This window comes from Dickeya oryzae (genome assembly GCF_020406815.2).
In the GTDB taxonomy this organism is placed as follows: Bacteria; Pseudomonadota; Gammaproteobacteria; order Enterobacterales; family Enterobacteriaceae; genus Dickeya; species Dickeya oryzae.
This window is the reverse complement of record NZ_CP162670.1, coordinates 4,533,443-4,551,020: the sequence shown is the minus strand read 5'-3', so window position 1 is coordinate 4,551,020 and position 17,578 is coordinate 4,533,443. Positions and strand designations below refer to the sequence as shown.

At 54.8% G+C, this 17,578-nt stretch carries 17 protein-coding genes; 11 read left to right on the top strand and 6 right to left on the bottom strand.

What is annotated here, in order from left to right; genetic code table 11:
* The first annotated feature begins 83 nt into the window (after positions 1-83).
* The 7 genes from ygbI (at position 84) to LF929_RS20050 (ending at position 7,391) form a co-directional block, all read left to right on the top strand.
* Positions 84-842, top strand: coding sequence for a DNA-binding transcriptional repressor YgbI (ygbI, locus tag LF929_RS20080; RefSeq protein ID WP_038909303.1), 759 nt, complete (start codon positions 84-86; stop codon positions 840-842).
* A gap of 414 nt (positions 843-1,256) precedes the next feature.
* Entirely contained in the window at positions 1,257-2,576 is a 1,320-nt protein-coding gene (ugpB, locus tag LF929_RS20075) for a sn-glycerol-3-phosphate ABC transporter substrate-binding protein UgpB (protein ID WP_016942804.1), read from the top strand.
* 89 nt (positions 2,577-2,665) lie between these two features.
* A complete protein-coding gene (gene ugpA / locus LF929_RS20070) occupies positions 2,666-3,553 on the top strand; it encodes a sn-glycerol-3-phosphate ABC transporter permease UgpA (RefSeq protein WP_210176901.1) in 888 nt (295 codons plus the stop codon).
* Positions 3,554-3,579: 26 nt separating this feature from the next.
* A complete protein-coding gene (gene ugpE / locus LF929_RS20065; RefSeq protein ID WP_023641019.1) occupies positions 3,580-4,428 on the top strand; it encodes a sn-glycerol-3-phosphate ABC transporter permease UgpE in 849 nt (282 codons plus the stop codon).
* Positions 4,429-4,434: 6 nt separating this feature from the next.
* Positions 4,435-5,511: a sn-glycerol-3-phosphate import ATP-binding protein UgpC gene (locus tag LF929_RS20060; RefSeq protein WP_038906004.1), complete on the top strand. Its 1,077-nt coding sequence runs from the start codon at positions 4,435-4,437 to the stop codon at positions 5,509-5,511.
* Complete coding sequence (gene ugpQ, locus LF929_RS20055; protein ID WP_038906003.1) at positions 5,508-6,251, top strand: glycerophosphodiester phosphodiesterase; 744 nt, start codon at positions 5,508-5,510, stop codon at positions 6,249-6,251. The genes LF929_RS20060 and ugpQ overlap by 4 nt, the downstream gene beginning before the upstream one ends.
* A 183-nt stretch (positions 6,252-6,434) precedes the next feature.
* Positions 6,435-7,391: an AEC family transporter gene (locus LF929_RS20050; protein ID WP_038906001.1), complete on the top strand. Its 957-nt coding sequence runs from the start codon at positions 6,435-6,437 to the stop codon at positions 7,389-7,391.
* Positions 7,392-7,480: 89 nt separating this feature from the next.
* On the opposite strand, the gene LF929_RS20045 is transcribed toward LF929_RS20050, so the two are convergent.
* Positions 7,481-7,765 carry a DUF2756 domain-containing protein gene (locus LF929_RS20045; protein ID WP_016942810.1) on the bottom strand — a complete coding sequence of 95 codons (285 nt, stop codon included), beginning with the start codon at positions 7,763-7,765 and terminating at the stop codon, positions 7,481-7,483.
* Between the two features lie 170 nt (positions 7,766-7,935).
* Between LF929_RS20045 and LF929_RS20040 the strand changes: the two genes are divergently transcribed.
* Positions 7,936-8,400 (top strand): tRNA (cytidine(34)-2'-O)-methyltransferase, encoded by a 465-nt coding sequence (locus tag LF929_RS20040; protein ID WP_029456510.1) that lies wholly within the window; start codon positions 7,936-7,938, stop codon positions 8,398-8,400.
* 97 nt (positions 8,401-8,497) lie between these two features.
* Here LF929_RS20040 and LF929_RS20035 read toward each other — a convergent pair whose 3' ends face one another.
* The 4 genes from LF929_RS20035 to cpxR form a co-directional block, all read right to left on the bottom strand.
* Positions 8,498-9,271, bottom strand: coding sequence for a DUF3142 domain-containing protein (locus LF929_RS20035; protein ID WP_226092877.1), 774 nt, complete (start codon positions 9,269-9,271; stop codon positions 8,498-8,500).
* Entirely contained in the window at positions 9,241-11,442 is a 2,202-nt protein-coding gene (locus LF929_RS20030) for a hypothetical protein (RefSeq protein ID WP_038909300.1), read from the bottom strand. The genes LF929_RS20035 and LF929_RS20030 overlap by 31 nt, the downstream gene beginning before the upstream one ends.
* A 353-nt stretch (positions 11,443-11,795) precedes the next feature.
* Positions 11,796-13,166: an envelope stress sensor histidine kinase CpxA gene (gene cpxA / locus LF929_RS20025; protein ID WP_038905997.1), complete on the bottom strand. Its 1,371-nt coding sequence runs from the start codon at positions 13,164-13,166 to the stop codon at positions 11,796-11,798.
* A 16-nt stretch (positions 13,167-13,182) separates the two neighbouring features.
* Positions 13,183-13,881, bottom strand: a complete 699-nt coding sequence (gene cpxR, locus LF929_RS20020; RefSeq protein ID WP_015848325.1) for an envelope stress response regulator transcription factor CpxR — start codon at positions 13,879-13,881, stop codon at positions 13,183-13,185.
* 199 nt (positions 13,882-14,080) lie between these two features.
* On the opposite strand from cpxR, the gene cpxP reads away from it, so the two are divergent.
* Entirely contained in the window at positions 14,081-14,644 is a 564-nt protein-coding gene (gene cpxP, locus LF929_RS20015) for a cell-envelope stress modulator CpxP (protein WP_038909299.1), read from the top strand.
* Between the two features lie 253 nt (positions 14,645-14,897).
* On the opposite strand, the gene LF929_RS20010 is transcribed toward cpxP, so the two are convergent.
* The gene (locus LF929_RS20010; RefSeq protein WP_226092878.1) at positions 14,898-15,386 is read right to left on the bottom strand and encodes a hypothetical protein; all 489 of its coding nucleotides are present in this window, start codon (positions 15,384-15,386) and stop codon (positions 14,898-14,900) included.
* 357 nt (positions 15,387-15,743) lie between these two features.
* On the opposite strand from LF929_RS20010, the gene LF929_RS20005 reads away from it, so the two are divergent.
* Both LF929_RS20005 and LF929_RS20000 read left to right on the top strand, forming a co-directional pair.
* On the top strand, positions 15,744-17,051 hold the full coding sequence (locus LF929_RS20005; RefSeq protein WP_226092879.1) for a phage tail protein: 1,308 nt from the start codon (positions 15,744-15,746) through the stop codon (positions 17,049-17,051).
* A gap of 2 nt (positions 17,052-17,053) precedes the next feature.
* A complete protein-coding gene (locus tag LF929_RS20000; RefSeq protein ID WP_210173995.1) occupies positions 17,054-17,476 on the top strand; it encodes a tail fiber assembly protein in 423 nt (140 codons plus the stop codon).
* The last annotated feature ends 102 nt before the right edge of the window (positions 17,477-17,578 follow it).

The window sequence follows — 17,578 nt, the reverse complement described above, 5'->3', positions numbered from 1 at the left end:
TGCGACGTGAATTTATGATAATTATCGCGCTCGGCACAGGGTGAAATCACAATAGTTATCACAGCAATTAACAGGAGTGGGGAGTGATACCGGTAGAACGCCATCAAAAGATTTTGTCACTGATTACTGAACGTGGAGTGGTCAGCATCAGTGAGCTGACGGACATGCTGGGCGTATCGCACATGACAGTGCGGCGGGACGTACAAAAGCTGGAGCAGGATGGATTGTTGCTCAGTGTGTCGGGCGGGGTACGTTCGCCAGAGCGTCTGGCGATGGAACCTTCTCATCAGGATAAGTCAGTGATGTTCAGCCAGCAGAAAGAGGCGATTGGTCGGCTGGCAGCGCAGCAGATCCCGCACAACAGTTGCATTTATCTTGATGCGGGCACCACCACGTTGTCGCTGGCGCGCCAGTTGGCAGAGCGGGATGATTTACTGATTGTGACCAATGATTTCGCCATCGCCGCGTTGCTGATCGAATCCAGCCAGTGCCGCATGATCCACACCGGTGGCACCCTGTGTCGGGAAAATCGCTCCTGTGTTGGCGAGGGGGCGGCGTTGGCTCTGCGTAACCTGATGATTGATATTGCTTTCGTTTCTGCTTCCTCATGGAGCCTGCGTGGCTTGTCTACCCCTAACGAAGACAAGGTATCGGTGAAACGGGCAATTATCGAGGCCAGCAGTAAACGCATCCTGCTCAGTGACGCCTCTAAATATGGCCGTATCGCGACCTGGATTGCCACGCCGATAACGGTATTCGACAGCATCATTACTGATAACGGGCTACCCGTCGCCGCCAGAGACGCACTGGGGAAGATGGGGGTAACGGTGATGGTGGCTTAGTGAGGCTGGCCTGCGTGATGGGGAGTCGCCGCTATTTTTCAGGTCACAGACGTGCTGGCGGCGGCTCACGTTTTGCGGTGCCGTTTTTTTGTGCTCAGAAGAGAGGGATCATACCGAACAGGGCTGACGGTTACGGTAATGATTCTCAACAACATACTGATTAAAAAATAAAATTCGGTTACTGACCTTTCGACCTTCCCCGTTTTCCTTTTCGCCAGTGCAATCGTATGCACTTGTCATGGTGTTGTCATATTAGGGTTATTTTTCTGTCATCTGCGCGTGTCATGTTACCTGCCGAATATAAAACGCGCTTTTTCGCTCATGGCGCTAACAACGAATCCGTACTCGCAATCGATCAGTACTTATAAACGATCCGTACTTACAGCAGTACTCACCATGATCTCAGGAGACAGCATGTTTCAGCACGCTATCCGTAAAACTGCCGCCGTCGTCATTATGGCGTTAGCCGCCAGCGCACAGGCGCAGGCCGCTACCGAAGTCCAGTTCTGGCATTCAATGGAAGGGGAACTGGGCAAGACCGTGAATTCTCTGGCTGACCGCTTCAACCAGACACACAGCGATGTCAAAATCGTGCCGGTGTACAAAGGCAACTACGAGCAGAGCCTGGCAGCGGGTATCGCCGCGTTTCGTAGCGGTAACGCCCCGGCTATCCTGCAGGTGTATGAAGTCGGTACGGCGACCATGATGGCCAGCAAGGCTATCAAGCCGGTCTATCAGGTCTTCAAAGACGCGGGCGTGCCGTTTGATGAGAGCATTTTCGTGCCGACCGTTTCCGGTTATTACTCCGATGCCAAAACCGGTCACCTGCTGTCCCAGCCGTTTAACAGCTCGACGCCGGTGCTGTATTACAACAAAGACGCCTTCAAAAAAGCCGGTCTGGACCCAGAGCAGCCGCCGAAAACCTGGCAGCAGATGGCTGATTACACCGCTAAGCTGCGCGCGGCAGGCATGAAGTGCGGTTACGCCAGCGGCTGGCAGGGCTGGATTCAGATTGAAAACTTCAGCGCCTGGCATGGCCTGCCGATCGCCACCAAAAACAATGGTTTCGATGGCCTTGATGCGGTGCTGGAGTTCAATAAGCCGATTCAGGTCAAGCATATTCAAATGCTCGAAGACATGAACAAGAAAGGCGACTTCACCTATTACGGCCGTAAAGACGAGCCGACCGAGAAGTTCTATAACGGCGATTGCGCGATGACCACCGCGTCATCCGGCTCGCTGGCGAATATTCGTCAGTACGCCAAATTTAACTACGGTGTGGCGATGATGCCGTATGACGCCGATGTGAAAGGCGCGCCGCAGAACGCCATTATCGGTGGTGCCAGCCTGTGGGTGATGAGCGGCAAAGACGCGGCGACCTATAAAGGCGTGGCGGAATTCATGCAGTTCCTGTCGACACCGGAAATCGCCGCCGAGTGGCACCAGAAGACCGGCTATCTGCCGATCACCACAGCCGCGTATGAGCTGACCAAAAAGCAGGGTTTCTATGACAAGAACCCCGGTGCTGATATCGCCACCCGTCAGATGCTGAACAAAGACCCGCTGCCGTTTACCAAAGGGCTGCGTCTGGGCAACATGCCGCAGATTCGCACCATCGTCGACGAAGAGCTGGAAAGCGTCTGGACTGGCAAGAAAACCCCGCAGCAGGCGCTGGATGCCGCTGTGGAACGTGGCAACGTGCTGCTGCGTCGCTTCGAACAAGCGAACAAGTAACCGCATTCCGGGCCGAAGGGATTCGGCCACCCCTGTTTTTTCCTGAGAACCCTGTTTTCTGAGAATTCTGTTTTCTGAGAGCCTTGTGCATGAGTGCTTCCCGTCCTGTTTTTGGCCGCAGCCTGTTGCCTTACCTGCTGGTGCTGCCGCAACTGGCCATCACGGTGGTTTTTTTTCTCTGGCCAGCCGGGCAGGCGCTCTGGTATTCGGTGCAGAGCGTCGACCCGTTCGGCCTGTCCAGCAAGTTTGTCGGGCTGGAGAACTTCATTAATCTGTTCCACGACAGCTATTACCTTGGCTCGTTTTACACCACGCTGCTGTTCAGCTTTCTGGTGGCCGCTTCAGGGCTGGTGTTGTCGTTGTTTCTGGCCGCATTGGTGGATTACACCCTGCGTTTTAGCCGCTTATACCAGACGTTGCTGATTCTGCCTTATGCGGTTGCGCCTGCGGTGGCGGCGGTATTGTGGATGTTTTTGTTCAACCCCGGTCTGGGGCTGATTACCTGGTTATTGCACCAGTTGGGCTATGACTGGAACCACGCGCAGTACAGTGGTCAGGCGATGTTTCTGGTGGTGCTGGCGTCGGTCTGGAAGCAAATCAGCTACAACTTTCTGTTTTTCCTCGCGGCGTTACAGTCCATTCCCCGTTCGCTGATTGAAGCGGCGGCGATTGATGGTGCCGGGCCGGTACGCCGTTTCTTCAATCTGGTGCTACCGCTGATTTCACCGGTGAGTTTTTTCCTGTTGGTAGTCAACCTGACCTACGCCTTCTTCGATACCTTCCCGGTTATCGATGCCGCGACTGGCGGCGGGCCGATACAGGCGACCACCACGTTAATCTACAAGATTTACCGCGAAGGGTTCGCCGGTCTTGATCTCTCCAGTTCGGCGGCGCAGTCGGTGGTGCTGATGCTGGTGGTGACCGTGTTGACGGTTATCCAGTTCCGCTTTGTCGAGCGTAAGGTGAATTATCAATGAGCCAGTCTGCCATGACCGCAAGCCGGATGATTGAGAACCGTCGCGGGCTGGATGTCTTCAGCCACGCCATGCTGGTCGTCGCCATTGTGGTGGTGTTGTTCCCGCTGTATGTCGCGTTTATCGCCGCCACCATGAGTCAGGAACAAATGTCACAGGTGCCGATGTCGCTGCTCCCCGGCGGCCACCTGTGGGAAAACATGGTGTATATCTGGCAGCACGGTGTGGGCGATAACAACAGCGCGCCATTCGGCCTGATGCTGTTCAACAGCTTTGTGATGGCGCTGACGATCACCGTCGGCAAAATCAGCGTCTCGATGCTGTCGGCCTACGCCATTGTCTATTTCCGTTTTCCGTGCCGTAACCTGTTCTTCTGGATGATCTTTTCTACCCTGATGTTGCCGGTGGAAGTGCGTATTTTCCCGACGGTGGAGGTGATTTCTCACCTGAATATGACCAACAGTTATGTCGGGTTGACTCTGCCGGTGATGGCGTCGGCCACCGCCACGTTTCTGTTCCGCCAGTTTTTTATGACGCTGCCGGACGAACTGCTGGAGGCGGCGCGTATCGACGGTGCCAGCCCCATGCGCTTTTTCTTCGACATGGTGCTGCCGTTGTCTAAAACCAATCTGGCGGCGCTGTTTGTCATTACCTTTATCTACGGCTGGAACCAGTATCTGTGGCCGCTGTTGATCATCAATGACCCTCGTTTGGGTACGGCGGTCGCCGGTATCCAGAGCATGATCGCCACCGGCGATACCGCTACCCCCTGGCATCAGGTGATGGCGGCGATGCTGATGACGATGCTACCGCCGCTGTTGGTGGTGTTGCTGATGCAACGCTGGTTTGTTCGCGGTCTGGTTGATAGTGAGAAATAAAACCCTATGGCATGCTTAAAACTTCAGGCCGTCACCAAATCCTACGACGGCAAAAATCAGGTGATTCGACCGATTGATCTCGACGTGGCAGACGGCGAATTTGTGGTGATGGTGGGGCCGTCTGGCTGCGGTAAATCGACCCTGCTGCGCATGGTCGCCGGGCTGGAACAGACCACCAGCGGCGATATTTATATCGGCGATGAGCGTGTGACGGATAAAGAACCCAAAGATCGCGGTATTGCGATGGTGTTCCAGAATTACGCGCTCTACCCGCACATGAGTGTGTACGACAACATGGCCTACGGCCTGAAAATCCGTGGCTTTGGTAAAGATCAGATCCGCCAGCGGGTGGATGAAGCGGCGCGTATTCTGGAATTGCAGCCGTTGTTGCAGCGCAAACCGCGCGAGCTGTCCGGCGGCCAGCGTCAGCGTGTGGCGATGGGGCGCGCTATTGTGCGCGAACCGTCGGTATTCCTGTTCGATGAACCGTTGTCTAACCTTGATGCCAAGCTGCGTGTGCAGATGCGTCTTGAACTGCAACAACTGCACAAGCGACTGAAAACCACCAGCCTGTATGTCACCCACGATCAGGTGGAGGCGATGACGCTGGCTCATCGCGTGATTGTGATGAATAAAGGCGTGGCGGAGCAGATCGGCGCACCGGCGGAGATTTATCGCAAACCGGCATCGCTGTTCGTCGCCAGTTTTATCGGCTCGCCTGCGATGAATTTGTGGGCCGGGCAGGTGAGCGCCGATGGTAGCAGGGTCGAGCTGTCGGCGGATTTTTCGCTGCCGTTGCCGGTGGCGAAACCGGAGTGGCAAGGGCGCGCGGTGACACTGGGCATGCGCCCGGAGCACATTATGCAGTCCACCGCCGAGGCCGGTGGCATACCGCTGGTGGTGGACACACTGGAACTGCTGGGTGCGGATAATCTGGCGCACGGCAAATGGGCGGGGCAGAATATTGTGGTGCGCCTGTCGCACGAGCATTGTCCGGCGGTGGGGGAAACCCTGTGGCTTACTCTGCCGACGGTATCCTGGCATATATTTGATTCGCAAAGCGGATTACGGATGGAAGCATGACCCCGAACTGGCTGTATCCTGCTATCGTTGCCCACCGTGGCGGCGGTTCTCTGGCTCCGGAAAACACACTGGCGGCGATTGATGTCGGCGCGCAGCATGGTCACAAGATGATCGAGTTCGACGCCAAGCTGTCGCAGGACGGGCACATCTTCTTGTTGCACGACGACACGCTGGAGCGCACCAGCAACGGATGGGGCGTGGCGGGCGAGCTGCCGTGGGACAAACTGGTTGGGCTGGACGCCGGTAGCTGGTACAGCAGCCAGTTTCAGGGAGAACGTCTGCCGTTGCTGTCTGAAGTGGCGAAACGCTGCGAACAGTACGGTATGGCGGTCAATATCGAGATCAAACCGACAACCGGGTGTGATGAGCAGACCGGACGCGTGGTGGCGCTGGCCGCCTACGAGTTGTGGCGCAACCACCCTGTCGCGCCGCTGCTGTCGTCGTTTTCGGTTGAGGCGCTGGCTGCCGCACAGCAAGCCGTGCCAGCGTTACCGCGTGGTCTGCTGCTGGATGAATGGGAGGAGGACTGGCGTAATCTGACGACACGGTTAGGCTGCGTTTCGATTCACCTCAACCACCGTCTGCTTGATGAAGCGCGCGTCAGAGAGTTGAAAGACGCCGGGCTGCGTATTCTGGTGTATACCGTCAATCAGCCCGATCGGGCGCGTACCCTGTTGCAGTGGGGCGTTGACTGTATCTGTACCGACCGGATAGATTTGATTGGACCGCAATTTAATTAACGTCGGCGGGTATCGTCTGTCCTGACAGCGTATGACGCCGACCCATAAATCGGCGTGTTTCGTCAGGCGTTTCCTGTATGACCTCGGGCCATGTCGCCCGCTCCCCGGTAAGGCGTCATGCCTTACCGTCGTGACCCGCCATCAGCCTTCGCCTGGGGATCAACGCCTTATTAAGGAAGGGCGATGCCCACGTTTATTGTTTCTCTTTGGCACCAGATTTTTCTTTCTCTACCGCTGTTTGTGCTGATTGCGCTGGGGTATGCCTTGATCCGTTTCGGCCACTGGTCGTCCACGGTGACCGATGCGCTGAGTAAATTCGTCTTTTCCGTGGCGCTGCCCGCCATGCTATTTCGCATGATGTGCGACTTTTCCAAACGACCCTCGGTGGATGCCCGGTTGCTCATTGCCTTCTTTGGCAGTTGCCTGCTGGTATTCATACTGGGGAGGGTGGTTGCCAGTCGGGTATTCCGGCTGGATGGCGTTTCCGGCTCGGTGTTTTCGCTCAGCGGTATTTTCTCCAACAACGTGATGCTTGGCCTGCCCATCGCCACCCTGATGCTGGGGCCGCAGGCGGTTCCGTCCGTGGCGCTGGTGCTGGTGTTCAATGGTTTGATTTTATGGACACTGGTGACGGTGTCGGTGGAGTGGGCGCGTAACGGTTCGTTGTCGATGCAGGGGTTTACCAAAACGGCGCTCGGCGTACTGAAAAACCCGCTGATCATCGGCATTTTGTCCGGCACGTTTTACAGCCTCACCGGTTTGCCGCTGCCGGATGTGGTGGACAAGCCGATAGGCATGCTAGGGCAAATCGCCGTCCCGCTGTCGCTGATAGCGCTGGGGATGGGGCTGGCGGAATACCGCATCCGCGACGGGTGGCAAATCAGCGTGGCTATCTGTCTTATCAAACTGGTGGTGCAGCCGCTGGTGGTGTGGGTCTTGGCGGTGGCGCTTGGCCTGCCGGAGATGGAAACCCGTGTGGTGGTGCTGCTGGGGTCAATGGCGGTGGGCGTGAATATCTACCTGATGTCCCGGCAGTTCAATGTATTGGGTGGCCCGGTTGCCGCCAGCCTGCTGATGTCGACCGCGCTGGCAGGGGTGACCACGCCGTTGATCCTGACGCTGATGGGCGTGCGGGTCTGACACAGGCTCAGGCCTCTTACCTGCTCATGTCAGTGCCCGCCAGGCAATGTCTTGACGGGCACTGACGGGTATCGGTGATCGCAGCAGTATCAGTAGCTGCGGTTGGTATTACCGGGGGCGGATTGCTGAATGCGCTGGCGATTCTGCTCCAGTTGCTGTTGCAGTTGTTGCTGTTGTTCGCGGCTGCGTTGCTGAATGTCCTGATTGAGCTGCTGCTGCTGGAATTGTTGGCTTTGCTGCATCTCCTGTAGCAACCGCTTCTGGCTGCTGATGCCGTTTTCAAACTGCTGTTGCTGGGGCGAGATAGTTTGTGTAGCGGCCTGAGCCAGCAACGGCAGGCTCAACAGCCACATCAGGGAAGGCAGTATTCTCATAGCTCCTCCGGGGGAAACGACGGCCTTATCAGGTTTTATTCTAGCGGTTAATGCAAGCCGCGTCTGGTTTTCGCCAACAGACAGGACGATGTGTGATGTCGGCCGTCGCTGGGGGACGGACACGGAATACGCTATACTGACGCCCACCTTTTTTCGTGCCTGACTTTATCATGTTTCATATTGCACTCTATGAGCCGCAGATCGCACCCAACACCGGCAATATTATCCGTCTGGCGGCTAACAACGGTTGTTCGTTGCACCTGATCGAACCCTTGGGTTTTGATTTCGAGGAAAAAAAGCTGCGTCGTGCCGGGCTGGACTATCACGATCTGGCGAATGTCAGCCGTCACCGTAACTATCAGGATTTTTTGCAGGCAGTGGCAGGGCAGCGGATTTTCGCCTGTACCACCAAAGGCAGCCGTCCTTACGATGAGCCTGACTATCAGCCGGGTGATGTGCTGTTGTTTGGCTCGGAAACCGCTGGTCTGCCGGATGACATTCGCAATGGTTTCGCGCCGGAAAACCGCATCCGCATTCCGATGGAACCCAATTGCCGTAGCCTGAATTTGTCCAATTCGGTGGCGATCATCAGTTACGAAGCCTGGCGTCAGAATGGGTTCGGTGGCCGCCGCTGACCGGCCCTTTACCGCTGTGACGGCGTGGATATTGGGTTCCGTAACGGCTGGCAAGTGTTGTGCGGCGACAAGTGCACGGTGGCAGACGAAGGTCGGATTAACGCTGTTGCAGGATAGGGGTACGACGCGCGGGCGTCGGGTTAAGCAGGAACACCACTTCGCCCCGGTAGAAGGGCGATGAGGCCAGCCGCCGCTGCCACTGTTCATCCCACTTACCGTGCTGTACCAGTCCGAGCCGGAACGGCAAGGTCAGGCGCAACAGCGCGGGCAGATACGCGGTGTAATTCTCCACGGTTTGCCGCCCCTGATAAGTTTGCACCACCATTTCATCGACCACCCCGTTGAGGCGATTGAGTTGGCGAACGTCGCCGGTTTTGGCCCAATCCAGCAGCCCGGTAACGCTCAACCGGCAATCGGGCGGCAATTGCTGGCGTAACGCCTGCAAAAATTCAACGTAATGGGACAAGTGGTAGCTTTTGGCGTCGAAATCAAGCTGGATGCCATCAAGGTGATTACCGGCGGCGGCCCAACGCTGTCGAAGGTGCAACAGGCGTTGCCATTCCGATCGACTCAGCCGCAATTCAGATACCCGAAACGACAACCACAGGTGTTTGACCGGTAGCTTGCTGACTGGGATCCCCTGGCGCAGAAAAACGGTTTTGCCGTTCCGGCGGGCGATTTCCCCCTGATGCAGGTAAAGCGTATCGGCCTGAGCGAGTACCGGTTGCGGCTGTACCGCCGCCCATAACCAGAACGCGTGATAACGCGTGGCATCAACGGTGGCACCGTAGGCGGTGATACTCAGGCACAGCAGGCTTGTCAGTACAACAGTACAACGGACTACCAGTAGTATTTGAGCTGTCGCGCCCATTGGCTACCTTTAAACTGGGTTTTGAGCTGCCGGAACCACGCCTTGCGGGTTTCCTTGCTGATATCCTGCGAACCGCAGTCGTTATAGCCGCTGGGCGCGTAGCAATAAATAGCACGGTAGAGCGCGTAGCTCTTGTCCTCCGGCGGGGCTTTTGTATCGGCAATCACTTGCATGTAGTTATCCAGACGGTTGAACTCCTGACCGGGATAATAATCGGTAGCATCCGTCAGGCCGTTGAGCATGTTGCTTTCACCCCAATCGAACCCCACGCCGTTACCGGTGCGCAGGAAGAATTCGCCCATGCAGTTGAGCGCGTGGGCGTCGTTGGCGTTACGGCTCAGGGCTGTGACCGTTTCCTGCAGGGTGGGGCATTCATACCCGTCTTCGGTATCGCTGCCGTCCCAGTTAAACAGCGTCAGATCTTCTTCATTCCAGCTCATGTTCTCTGTGCTTTTCAGCGGTGCGATGACTTTCAGCAACTCGCTGTCTTTCAGGAAACCGGTGTAATCGCGGTGTGTGAGCTGTTTGGTGAGCAGCGTGTGCAGGGCGATGGCCCGCTCTTCCGGCGTCTGTTGCGGGCCGGTCTGTCGGTGCAGCAGATCGGCATCGGCGCTGACTTTCAGAATGGCTGAGCGAAAACGCAGGTTTTTGACCGGGCTTTCGGGGGTGAAGACCCGCTCAGGATGGCCGCTATCCACCAGCGTTTGTGCCAGCGCCAGTTGCAGATACTGCTGCTGGGTGTAAGTGGTTTTCAACGTCAGCAGGTGACGCCAGTGTGCTTCCGCGTCATCCCACTGTTTCTGGCGTTGCATCGCCAGCCCGCGCAGCACCTGACTGCTAAAGGCGGTCACATCAGAGATATCCTTTGCGGTGGTCATCGGCAGGGTTTTGAGTACCGCCGCGTCGTCCCGCAATTGGTAGTACTGAAACGCCGCTTGCAGGTAGTGAAACGCGTCCTGTATCCCGGCTTTTTCAAACAGCGGTTGCTGACGGGTGATTTCTTCCTGCGTCAGGGCGGGTAAGGTCATCCAACCGTCGGGGCTGCGCAGACGTTTGATGTCCTGCACCAGCATCAGAATGGGGGTGTCGGCGGAGGACACAAAGCGACTGTCTTCCAGCAGTTTGTTGTCAATTTCGTTACCGATGGTTTGCAGTTGCTCCACGCTGGTGGCTGATGCCAGCGCTTTGCTAAAACGCCGGGCCAGCGCGACGGTATCACCGCTGATCCATTCAGCCCGGCGGTACAGGCCTTCTGCGGAGTCAGCGTATTGCCCTTTGGGGTACTGTTTCAGGTAGTCATCGATGCGTTGCACCGCCTGTTGCCCGGCCGCCTTATCCATCTTGCGCGGGTCGAACATGTTGTATTCGTCCTGCGCGTCTTTCATCGCCTGATTAATCGACACCCGAATCAGCATATAACGCGCGGTTTCTGCAACCCACGGCTGGTCGGCTGGCAACAACTGTTGGAAGCCCTTGTCCGCCTGATCCAATTGCCCGTCATAAAATGCGGTGGCACTGATGAGGTAGCGTCGTAACTCGCCAGCGTGGCCTGTTTCTGGCACACCGGCCAGATCGGTGGTCGCGTTATCCAGAATGTAATCGCTGGATAACATCCTCGTTCTGACCAGGGCTAATTGGGTCCGTTGGGCGTCGTTCAGCGACTTATCCGCCAGCAGCAGGTCGAAAAAACGCTCAAGTGTGGTGAGGTCGTTGGATATCCAACGACCATCCAGGTCGATGGGCGTCAGAGAGCGCAGTTTGTCCAACTCGGTATCGGGGAAATGCAACTGAACGGCTTTTTGCAGCAGTGACGCATTCTCGTCGTTGGCTTTATCATCCGCAGGCGCGCCAGGGTCGGCCTGGGTGTCGGCGTCGGTGCCGTCGTCATTGTCTTCGGTGGCGTCGAGCCCCATCACGCGGTACGCGGTGAACGGGTCGACACGAGAACGGGTTTGATCCGGCTCCGGCTGCGGGATAGGCAGTGGAATATGGTTATGGCTGCTTTGCAGCAGCATGAGATTGGTACGGGTGTCGTTATCCGGCAAAAGATAAGGAAGCGCGGGCATACCGCAATCAGCATCGGAAAAACCGCATACACCATCACCGGAGGCATACGCTGACATTGGTACCAGAGTGGCAATGAATCCAGCCAATAAGGCTAATCCTTTCATGTCCTTTTCCTGTGCAGGGTGTCAGGCAACATCAAGAACGTATCCATCAAACATGTGTAGGTTCATGCATGACTGAAGGGACAAACAGCATGACCAGCGGGCAGTCTGGTTTGTTGGCAAGTCAGGGCCCGTGGCACTGGTCTACACTCTACCCGACCACAGGAAAAACTCAATTGGTTGACGGTCTGGATGTGACAACGGGCGCGCTACACCGCGCCCGAAAACTGTACACATCCGATGCGGCGCTCCTGCCCTTGATGTGCTTGAGATGGCCTTGATACTGTCTTCTCATGGATAACACATTCACACTGACAACAGCATTTACACGGACAACAATGAATGCCGACAACGTCCTAACGCTGGTAGAGCGGTAACCAGAGTGTGAGCTGTAAACCACCCAACGGGCTTTCGTCAGCCTTGGCCCAGCCGCGATGTTGGGTCAGTGCCGTTTCGACGATAGCCAGCCCCAGACCAGTACCGCCAGACTCCCGGTCACGGGCTTCGTCAGTACGATAGAACGGGCGGAAAATTTGTTCCCGATCTTCGGGGCTGACACCCGGGCCATCGTCACCGACCACAATGGTCACGCCCTGCGCATCGGCCGAGAACGACACGGCGATGCGGCTGTGCGAATAGCGCAGCGCATTACGCACCACATTCTCCAGTGTGCTGTCGAGCGCGGTAGGGTTGCCGAACAACGGCCACGGTCCCGGTGGTGATAATACCTCCAGCGTTTTGCCCATCTGTTCGGCTTCAAAGCGAGCGTCGTCCAGCACATCGTTCCACAGCTCATCCGCCTGCAGTTCTTCGCGTGACAGTTCGTTCTTATGTTGATTGCGGGAGAGCACCAGCAAGTCGTTGATCATACCGTCGAGACGCTGGGTTTCGGTTTCGATACGGTTGAGCTCGTTGCCTTCGCCCTGACGGCGGCGTAATAGCGCGGTCGCCAGCTGCAGCCGGGTCAACGGTGTGCGCAACTCATGGGAGATATCGGATAACAGGCGCTGTTGTGCGGTAACCATGCGCTCCAGTGCGCTGACCATCTGGTTAAAGCTGGCTCCGGTGGCCCGGAATTCCTGTGGGCCCGACTCCAGCTCCGGGTGCTGCTTCAGGTTGCCGCGCGCCACATCATCGGCCGCGTTTTTCAGTTTGCGTGCCGGTTTCGCCAGACTCCAGGCTAGCCACAACAACAATGGCGAACTGGTGAGCATGGTGACTATCAGCAACAACAACGGGCGGTCAAACAACAGGTTGATAAAATCGGATTGTGGGCTGCTGGCGGGACGCAGCATGTACATCAGGTAGCTGTCTTCGCCATCGCGTACCGCGAACGGCCCCAGTAATTCCAGCCGACCGTATTTTTTCTTTTGTGGGAAATCCGCACTGTCGGACTGGCCGATGAAATTGCGCACCATCTGCATTTCATTACGCTGAGCACCGATCACACGCCCTTCACTGGTGACCAGCAGCAGGCGCTGACCCGGCGGTGCCCACTTTTCGATCACGCGAAACAAGCGACGCCACCACAGCAAATCATTGGCGGGATCGCTCGCCAGCTCGGCTTCGATGTGCTGCTCCAGCATCAACCCCTGCCGCTGTTCGTTTTCCAGCAGCGGGGTCAGTTGCCGTGAGTCCAGTTTCGGCAGCATCAGTACCAACATCAGCACCAGTGCCAGCGTCAGCCAGAAAATAGCGAAAATACGGGCGGTGAGGCTGTTTATCATACGATGGCGGCCTGAATCATGCGGTAGACACCATCAGATAACCTCTGCCACGCAGGGTTTTAAACCAGGGCAGCCCATCTTTTCGCTCCGGCAGCTTACGCCGCAGGTTGGAGATATGCATGTCGATGGCGCGATCGAACGGCGTCAGGCGCTTACCCAGCACTTCCTGACTGAGATGCTCACGCGAGACGACCTGTCCCAGACGTTGTGCCAGCAGGTAGAGCAGGGTGAATTCCGTACCGGTCAGGTCCAGCACTTCGTTATCGAAGCTGGCTTCCTGACGACCGGGGTTAAGCCGCAGCGCGTCCACTTCGATAGTGGGGGCACTGGCTTCGCCGGCCTGTTGTTGATCGGTCCAGTTAGAACGACGCAGGATGGCGCGGATACGGGCGACCAGCTCCCGGTCGTTAAACGGTTTCGGCAGGTAATCGTCCGCGCCCAATTCCAGGCCGAGAACACGGTCCAATTCGCTGCCGCGGGCGGTAAGCATGATTACCGGCGTCTGGTAGCGTTGGCGCACTTCTTTCAGTGTGTCGATGCCGTTTTTCTTCGGCATCATGATATCCAGCAATAACAGGTCAACCGAGTCATCCAGCACGCTTAACGCCTGTTCGCCGTCATGGGCGACAACGACGTTAAAGCCTTCCATCTCGAGCAATTCCCGTAACAGGGATGTCAGTTCGCGATCGTCATCAACCAACAGGATTTTATTCATGATTTACCTACCTCCACGGGCAAAATACGCCATAGATCGCCGCTATTCCATGACTTTACTTAGTTTTACATCGTCTGACGCATGTTTGCAGCAAGGCATTTAGACTAAGCCCATCGATTAGCCAAACAGTACACGGCACACTTTACGCAAACATAAGCTGTACGTGAACACATGTCGGTGAACACAGAGGAGTCATGAGATGCGGGGCACCATCATCACGTTATCTTTTACTTCACTGCTGATGCTGGTCACCGGCACGGTGATGGCGATCGAGCATCATGCTTCTGTCGACAGTGATGCCTCTGCCGAAAGCAATGCCCCACAAGTGGGGAACTGTTATCGGGATGACTCTGCCACGAAACGTGAAGAGAGTCAGCAAGGTATGTTCGACGGTGTGAGGCTGACAGAGCATCAGCGTCAGCAAATGCGTGACCTGATGCGGCAAGTGCGCCACGAACAGCCTGCTTATGAGGCGAACGATGTGGAAATCATGCATCGGTTGGTCACGGCAGAAAAATTTGATGCCCCGGCGGTGCAGGCGCAGGTCGCCAAAATGGTACAGGCGCAGATTGCGCGTCAGGTAGAAATCGCCCGGGTGAGTAATCAGATGTACAACATGCTGACGCCGGAGCAAAAAGCGGTATTAAACCAGAAACATGAGCAGGCGATGCAAGCCGTTCGCCAGCAGATGCCCGCTTCCGACTCGAGCAGCCAGAATTTGCAACTGTCCCGTCAGGGGCAGGATGAGAGCCCTGAGCAGTGATAGTTTTGAGCGGTGATAGTTTTGAGTAATGAATGATAGTACCGAGTAATGCGTGTTTTTCCGAGTAGTGAGAGTAGTGCCGAGAGTAGTGTGTGTTAAAGAAGTAACCTGTTTTCCTTGCCATAGACACCATCCCTGTCTTTTTCCCCGCCTTGATGGCGGGGTTTTTTTTGGGCGCATTTATAACCAATTAACTCTTCTGCCTTTAACTAACACAGGCTGATACATCGATTACCAATAGCGCGGCTGGGGCCTAATTGTGACGCCATTTCTGGGTGATGGGGTTACTGATGTTGTTTTCTGTCAGGGTAAAGGTGCCATTCTGTTGTGCGATAGCTTCTCCCGTGTCGACAATCGCATTTTGTATAAAGTATTTTTCCTTATCCCCATTAATAAAGGTTAACTGGTGAAAGGCGGTCTTTTTTCCCCAATCCTCAGAAGGCAATGAGATATATCTGATAGTGTATGTTTGATCTTGAAAATTGCCCTGCATGACGTAGACGCCATAATGTTCTTCACCCTGGGAAATTATTTTATAAATACCATTGTCATAATAAAATATTTCCGCATCTGGAAAGGGTTTCTTTTCATAGAGTTTACGGTAATGCAGCGTTTGCTTGTAAGTCGGCGCACCAAAGCCAACTTCGAGTTTTTGTTCATTATTATCGGTGGTTAACGAGCTTGCCTGGCTGGAACTGACGGCCATCAGTCCCAGAAAAAGAAATGAAAAATTCATCTTCATGACCTATCTCCTTAACGTTGCTTCATGATTCCTCTGAAAAATAATAATGCACGCTGGTTGAGGTGACGACCCGCCTGTCGATTCTCTGGAGGAATGATATTTCTGTCATGCCAATGATGTTACTAATTATCACCCGCTTCCCCGTTATTTATGACGATAAAAAACCGCGATAAGATTGGTTGTGCTATCGCTGTTCCAACCCTAATCAGGCGTTTTTTTGTTGGCCTGTCAGCATAATGCCCGGTACTGCCACAACAGGCTCAAATCGCTTGAAAAAGCGCATGTCGACAGGTGTGGCGGTATTTGCTCCATGCCTGAGCATGGGTCCCTTTATCGCTAATTCTGATGAGACATACTATGAGCACGAAATATACGGCTCTGCTTACCCAGGTAGGAGCCGCCAGGCTGGCTAATGCCATCGCGCAGGGAAAACAACTGGCAATCACACGGATGGGCGTAGGCGATGGCGGTGGCATATTACCCACGCCGGATCCCTCCCAGACTGCGCTGTTGAATGAAAAACGCCGCGCTGCGATTAATTCGTTGAGTATCGACCCCACTAACGCGAACCAGATTATTGTCGAACAGGTGATCCCGGAAAACGAAGGGGGATTCTGGCTGCGGGAAATTGGTTTGTACGATGAAGATGATAATTTGATTGCGGTAGCTAACTGCCCGGAAACCTATAAGCCGCAGTTGCAGGAAGGTTCTGGCCGTGTACAGACGGTACGTATGATTCTGGCTGTCAGCCAGGTTGATGCGGTGTCATTGAAAATTGACCCAGCGGTGGTGTTGGCGAGTCGGCAATATGTCGACGACAAGGCATTATCTTCGCAGACGTATACCAATACGAAAGTAACGGAAGTTAAATCCTATACTGACACTGGATTAGCTGCACATATTGCCGCAGTGAATCCACACAAGCAGTATGCGCCGATTGAAAGCCCGGTATTTACCGGTAATCCCACCGCACCGACACCACCTTTATTTGATGCGGATAGCAGTATTGCGACTACGGCGTTTGTGCATTCAGCGATCGGTAATCTTTCTGGTGTGCGGCAAATTACGTCGGCCGGGAATATCGTTGTGGATGATGCCGGGCGGTTTGTAGTGTTAGATGGTACGCCAGGGGAGATATTTTTACCGAGCGCCTTTACTGTCCCAGCAGGGACGACGTTACATATTTCATCAAGACAATCTGGATGGGTTATCCGCTCGCCAAGTAACCAGCCTATTGATACGACCTATTCAATTATTACATCGTTCAGAATGGGTCAGGCTGAAAATGTGGTGCTGGTGTCGAACGGTATCAATAGTTGGACGATGGCTGGTGGGGTGGTACAGATGCGTTATGCTGAATCCCTCCGGTGCCTGTCTGCAACGAATGGTTATCAGGTTTTACCGTCAGGTGTCATTTTCCAGTGGGGAATGCTGGCGATGTCACCCAGCGTTGCCAATGTCTATAAAACACAGTCGTTTGCATTTCCGATAGCATTCCCGAATGCGCTGTTTTCCATATCTGGTGCCATCAGGACCGGGATTTCCGCTGAAGCGTTTGTTAATTCGTCGTTTGAGGGCGCATCTAATGTGGGGGCAACCTGGTATTACTCATCAGGTTTGCCGGTTTCTGGCTGCATCATCAGTTATCTGGCTGTAGGATTTTAATTATGCGTTATTTCTCCCCTTCAACTCGTGGTTTTTATCTTTCAGAGATTCATGGTAGCTCTATGCCGTCAGATGTGGTTGAAATCAGTGATGATGATTATCAGACATTGCTGACCAGACAGGCGGCTGGACATATTATCCAGTTTGATACGTTATCCGGTAAGCCGGTTGCGGTACCGATCCCTGAGCCATCTGCTGATGAGTTAGCTAAGGTGGCAATAGCCACTGCCGGGAAAGAATTACAGGCGCGTCGATCGGTGGCAACATCGCGGATTACTGAGTTGATGTATGCTGATGAGTTGGGTATTGCTACTGATATAGAAAAAAGTGCATTACCCGAGTGGAAACGATATTTGGTATTACTCAGTCGCATTGACACCACTACTGCACCAGATATCGACTGGCCGGAGTTACCGAAGGAATAAATTTAACGCCAATATTTAAAATATACCGGATTGCACTTATTTTTCAGATATTCTCTAGATTGAAATGGGCTTCTAAATTACATCGTTATTTCTTTGATTTGG